The sequence below is a fragment of the Photorhabdus sp. HUG-39 genome, assembly GCF_963878365.1.
Taxonomy (GTDB): Bacteria; Pseudomonadota; Gammaproteobacteria; order Enterobacterales; family Enterobacteriaceae; genus Photorhabdus; species Photorhabdus kayaii.
Genome location: NZ_CAWNWY010000070.1, coordinates 1 through 6,375 on the forward strand (window position 1 = coordinate 1; position 6,375 = coordinate 6,375).

4 protein-coding genes and 1 pseudogene are annotated in these 6,375 nt (G+C 54.8%); all 5 read left to right on the top strand.

Translation table 11 applies throughout. The annotated features are described in order from the left end of the window. The coding region (locus AAC155_RS23670; RefSeq protein WP_422615643.1) for a bacteriophage T4 gp5 trimerisation domain-containing protein at positions 1 to 482 on the top strand (482 nt) is incomplete at its 5' end. Positions 483 to 529: 47 nt separating this feature from the next. Next, entirely contained in the window at positions 530 to 949 is a 420-nt protein-coding gene (locus AAC155_RS23675) for a DUF1795 domain-containing protein (protein ID WP_113044375.1), read from the top strand. A gap of 21 nt (positions 950 to 970) precedes the next feature. Further along, on the top strand, positions 971 to 5,428 hold the full coding sequence (locus AAC155_RS23680) for an RHS repeat-associated core domain-containing protein (protein WP_158536635.1): 4,458 nt from the start codon (positions 971 to 973) through the stop codon (positions 5,426 to 5,428). 24 nt (positions 5,429 to 5,452) lie between these two features. Next, entirely contained in the window at positions 5,453 to 6,058 is a 606-nt protein-coding gene (locus AAC155_RS23685; RefSeq protein WP_113044376.1) for a hypothetical protein, read from the top strand. Between the two features lie 182 nt (positions 6,059 to 6,240). Further along, a pseudogene (locus AAC155_RS23690) lies at positions 6,241 to 6,375 on the top strand (transposase family protein); the annotation flags it as partial.

Here is a 6,375-nt window from a genome sequence, read left to right on the forward strand (position 1 = left end):
CCTACCATGCCAGCAATCTGCCGCCGGGGGACCTGCCCGGCAGCAAAACCCAGATGGCCTTGCGCTCCAAAACCCATAAAGGGGACGGCTACAACGAGCTGCGCTTCGAGGATGCCAAAGGCAGTGAAGAGCTGGCTTTACACGCCCAGCGGGACATGCACACCGTGGTGCTCAATAACCGTGAAACCCGGGTCGTGAACGACCACACCGAAAGCATCGGCCATAATCAGGTGCTGTCAGTCAGAAACGACCGCCATAAAGAAGTGACCGGCAACGAAGTCAGCGCCATCACCGGCCTGCGTCAAATTACGGTCGAAAAAGACAGCCTGCTGAACGTCAAAAATAACATCCAGATACATGCCCGGGAGGGGGGTATCGAAATTGCGACGGCCGGCGGCAGCATCACCCTCGACCATGCCGGCAATATCAGCATTCAGGGCGCCAATATCACCATCAATGGCAAACAGGTCAACGTGAACTGACCGCGACTGACTGCCAACTTATTATTTCAATCAACAACGGAAAAAGCATGAAAAACACAACCTATCAGATGCATGAAGGCACGCTGACTCTCCCGGGCAACTGGCGGGATGAATCCATGAACGTCTTCGCGCTGCCGGACGACAGCGGCATTAATCTGGTGGTCAGCCGCACCCCGGTTCCTGCCGGCATGGATAACCACGCTTACTATGAACAGACCCTGGAACAGTTCTGCACTCATCTGCCCGGTTACCAGGAGCATCAGCGCAGCGAAATCACCCTCAGCCGGCAACCCGCCCGCCGTCTGGATTACCAGTGGAAAAGCCCGGAGGGCGACATGTACCAGACCGTGATACTGCAAATCCGCGGCTCACTGCTGCTGACCTTCAACCTGACCTCTCCTGCCCCTTTTGAAGACAGTCAGCGTGAGGCATTGCTGGCGGTTATCCACAGTTTTCAGGCAGCCTGATGACCTGGCAGGAGGCACACTATGTCACTTGGTGATGAAATCGTCACCCGGATAGCGCGGGTCGGCGCTCAGCACGCGGGGCGCGTTTCCCCGCCACAGGGCAGTCCCGGTCCGGCCGCGGCCCGTCAGGGCGACCCGATTAAGCATGCCAGCTTCCTGGGGGCGCTGGCCGGGGCGATTGCCGGTGCCCTGGTAGCCGGCGCGGTCTTTGCCGCGGCATCGGCTCTGGTGGGGCTGACCGTTCTCACCGGAGGATTAGCGACCGTCGCGGTGATTGCCCTGGGAACCGCGGCCACATTTGCCCTTGGCGATGTCATCAGCGCCGCCAGTTCGGCCGTCACGAAAATGGTGGACAGCGTCGGCCCGCCGGACGGCACCCTGACGAGTGGCTCCCCCAATGTCTTTATCGAAGGCAAACCGGCGGCCAGAGCTACCACCGATATCGCCGTTTGCAGTAAACATCCGGCGCCGCCCCTGATTGCCCAGGGCAGTGACACCGTGTTGATTAACGGCTCGCCGGCGGCCCGGGTGGATGACAAACTGGCGTGCGGCGGCGCCATCAAATCCGGGGCCAAAACGGTGTTTATCGGCGCCGGGCAGGGAACTTACCTGGCAGTCGCCGAAGAGTTCTCCGCCTGGGAACGGGCGATACTGATGGCGGTTGAATTTCTGGTGCCGCCGTCACGAGGGGCGATTAAAGGGCTGGGTAAACTGTTTACCCGACAGGCCGGTAAAAAGGTCGTCAGCGGGGCGATTGCCGGCGCCCGGCATGCCGGAAAGATAATCTCGGGTAAAACCCTCTGCTGTGCCAAAACCGCCTTCAGAGAAACTCAGGGCGTGAAACGTTACCGGGAAGCGACGAAAAAATTCTTTACCGGCGACCCGATTGACGTCACCACCGGCCAGCTGTTTGACCAGCGGACCGATATCACCCTCGGCCAGACCCTGCCGCTGGTGTTTCTGCGCAGCTGGGCACCGGGGGAACAGGGCCTGCTGGGGCCGGGCTGGACGGACAGCTTCTCCGAAGGCGCCCTTGCCACCGGCGACCGGGTAGAAATCCGCACCACCGAAGGGGCATCGCTTTACTTTGCCTTACCGGCCGCTTATACCCACAGTGTTAACCCGGACCACCCGGACTTTACCCTGAGCCGGGGAGAACAGGGATATATTCTCAGTCACCGTGATTCACCGGTGCGTAAGTATTTTGCGCTGTCCTCTCCGGCCTCATCCGAAGGGACACAGCGCTGGCGGCTCACGGAACACCGGGACGTGTATGACAACCGGCTGCGGTTTATCTATAACGACCTGTATCAGCTGACACAGGTTCTCCACAGTGACGGGCCGGAGTTGACGCTGCTTTATAATCTGCGCGGACAACTGACAGAGATACGCCGTGCCGATGAAGGGTTACAGGAAGTGATGGCCCGTTATCACTACCATGATGATGGCCGGCTGGCAGAAGCGGACAGCGCCCAGCAATTTCATCTGTACTATGAATATAATGCGCAGGGCCTGATAAGCCGCTGGTCCGATGGCGACCAGACCTGGGTGGATTACCGTTATGATAAACAGGGGCGCTGTACCGACAGTGTGGGGGCCGGCGGCTTCTATCCGGTCCATCTGGACTATGCCCCCGGCATAACCCGCTCCACCACCCCACAGGGGCACACCACCACCTGGCATTACAACGACCAGCAGCTAATCACCGCAATCCACACCCCGTGCGGCGGCGTGACCCGTTATGACTATGACCGCTGGGGCAATCCGGTCAGACAGATATTACCGGAGGGGGAAACCCTGACGCTGACTTATCTGGCCGATACCGGCCGGGTCACGTCGCTGACGGACGCCACCGGTGCGGTGTGGCAATACAGCTATGAGGCTGACAGCCTGCAACTGACCGGCATGACCGACCCGCTGCAACGCACCTGGCTGCCTTTGTATGATGAACAGGGCCAGCCCGCCGGATTTATTGCGCCGGACGGCCGGAAAACCACGCTGACCCGCAATGCCTTCGGGCTGGTGACGGCCGAAACAGACCCGGACGGCCACTGCCGCTCACAGGAATATGATAAGCATCAGCGGCTGGTGCGGGTGCTGGATGAAGAGAACCGGACCGTCAGTCTGGGTTATGACAGTCAGGACCGGCTGCGCAGCCTGACCGCGGCGGGGGCGCTGTGGCGCTGGCGTTACGACCGTCATCACCGGGTGGCGGTCAGTGACCGGCCGGACAACCAGCTGGAACACTTCACCCACGACCGCCACGGGAACTTAACCTGCTGGACTGATGCCCGCGGCGTGAAATGGCAGGTAGAGTACGGCCCGTTTGACCTGCCGGTCGCCCGGCGTGACGGCGAGGGGCATCGCTGGCAGTATCGTTATGATGCCGACACGCTGCAACTGACGCAGGTGATTAACCCGCAGGGGGAAACCTACAGCTACACACTGGATGCCGACGGGCGGGTTATCACCGAGCAGGATTATGCCGGCACGCAGTGGCATTATCGCTATGACCGGTCGGGGAACTGCATTGAAAAGCGGGACGGGGAAGAGAACCTGACCCGCTATGACTATGATGCCGCCCGCCGGCTGACGGCCCTGCATGCCCCGGAAGGCACCACCCGTTATCATTACGACAGCCTGGGCCGGCTGTTAACTGCGGACTCCCCGGACAGCACCCTGCATTTTGAATACGACGAGCAGGACCGGATAGTGCGGGAAATCCAGCCGCACGGAGAGATTCAGCGTCACTACCCGGATAACCGCGCCGCAGAACGGCAGTTATTCACCGGCGAAACAGCGCCGGTTGCCGGTCCGGCCCGGTTTAGCGGCCAGACCCGCCTCTGCCGCTGGCAGAGCCGGCGGGAGGTTAACCGGGTGGGGGAACTGATTACGCTGACGCTGGCGGAGCAGGCGACCCTGACCCTGGAACGGGATGACGCCGGCCGGGACACGGGCCGTTATGTGGACGGGGGATTTATTCTGCGTCAGCAGTACAGCCTGATGGGGCAGTTAACCGCGCAACGGGCAGGCCGCAACCCCTATTTTTTCCGGCCGGCTGAACCGGACGAGATTGAGGGACCCGCTTACGCGGGGGTGGCGCGCCGGTATGAATATGATGCGGCGCTGAACCTGACTGCGGCCCGTGATGACGGACAGCAGCTGGACTATCTTCTCAATGGCAACGGCCAGGTGATTTCGGTGGGAGAAGGCCGGACACTGCGGGAGCATTATCAGTATGATGAAACGGGTTACCCGTCAAGACGGTTTGACGGGGTGCAGGAGATTATGGGGGAAACCCTCTATCAGGAGGGCCATCGCCTGAACTGGGTGGGCTCGCACCGGTTTGTTTACGACCGGGCCGGCCGCATGCAGGAGAAACAGTTTTTAGCGGAAGGTTACCGGCTGGCGCTGACGAAATACCGGTGGAACAGCCAGAATCAGCTGACCGGCCTTATCACCCCGGACGGGATACCGTGGGAATATCGCTATGACGCCTTCGGACGGCGGATAGAAAAACGGTGTATCCAGAGCGGTAAGCGGACCACATATGTGTGGGACGGCGACGTGCCGGCGGAAATCCGCGAATACCAGCACGGCCGGCTGAAAATGATCCGCCATCTGGTGTTTGACGGCTGGGAACTGGTGGCGCAGCAGACGCAACAGTTTACGCTCAATCTGGACAACCGGGTGGAACTGATGGCCGGGGAGGTGCAGACTCAATATGCGGTCAGCGCCCCGACCGGCGAGCCGCTGGCGCTGTTCGACCCGACGGGTAAACGGGTGTGGCGGCGACCGAAGCAGTCCCTGTACGGCCTGCGGCTGGGCGGACACGGCGAGAATCCCCAGCTTGACCCGGGCCTCAGATTTGCCGGGCAACTTTTTGATGAGGAAAGTGGTTTATTCTATAATCGGTTCCGCTATTATTTGCCGGAAGGGTGTTGTTACCTCAGCACCGATCCTTTGGGGTTAGCAGGAGGAGTAAATCCTTACAGTTACGCGCATAATCCGACGGGTTGGATCGATCCGTTCGGGTTAAATCCAAAAGATTTAGTAAGATATAAAATCCATGATACTGTGACTCCTAAACTAGGAGCGAGAGGAACAGCTATAAATAGAGCATGGGGTCAAGAAAGAACACTTATTACTGCTGGCGGTGGTTCTCGAAATTGGACAGATGCTGAGCGCCAAATCATTTTGAATACAAAAAGTAACCGAAAATTAGCCTCCATTATGTCTGAACGAGGATATACAGGACATCATATAAATAGTGTTAAGGGTAATGGTACACTAGGCCAAGCTTGGAAAGGTGATCCTAGAAATATTGTATTCCTACAAAATGCCAATCACCCTAGTGGTATTGATGAGCATTTATATAGCAATCAAGGACATAGAGGAAGTTATGATACTCCCGGTAGTGGGCGACTAATTGATCGCGAAGAAACTTCTAAACAGATAGTAAAAAAATGTGGTCGTTAACCATAAAGATTTTAAGGATATGATATGAGTGAACTAGAAAGAGCCTTAATAGAATTATCTAATGCCCATAAAAAATTTAACCTCCAAGGAAAATTTGAAGAAAATAATAGTGTTGAACTTAAATGGCCCAATTCGATTGAACATTCAGAAGAAATCGATTTTTTCCTCAACAAATTTGAACCTATTAATATTAAGATAGAAACAGGAATTACACCAATAACCTTTATTGAAATTGGAAAAATAGAACAAGCCCAATATGGATATCGTTGGATTAAAGATTCAGAAAGCATATTAGATAATCCTAAATGGTCTAAAAATCATCTAGTATTTATGGATGATTTTGGTGGTGGGAAACCTATTATTGCTATAACCGACATTAAAGGTACTCCTATTTATGCCAATTATGACGTTGGTGAACCATTTAAAATAGCTGATTCATTAGCTGATTTCTTTCTTTCTATAGCTAAATTAATTGAAATAGTTTATGGAAAATTTAATATTTTTGATATTGGTGATGATAATGACGACGATGAGCTTAGTTCAGAATTTATAGATATGATTACTAAAGAAATTAAACCAATAATAGGTTCAAATAATTTCGAGAGTTTTTTTGATTATTTTTATGGTTAATTTTTTGTCATAAATAATAAAAGGCAGGAAAGATCCGCCGTGATCTTCCGACCTTTTTATGATCTACCGTGGCACACACCCATTATAAACCCCAGGGCGCGAGCATACTTTTTTACCCCCCCCTTGAATGAACCGTAATTATATGATCTCATTCTCCTTATTTTTCTTTTTAATACTCGCCCATGAATCCGAACCAGACCCTGATTGAACATTTAACCGTTGTGAAAGAAACTCGTTCTGACATCAATCGTCAATACGAGCTGATTGATGTTATTTTTCTTGTCATCAGCGCCATTCTCGCTGGCGCTGAAGGTTGG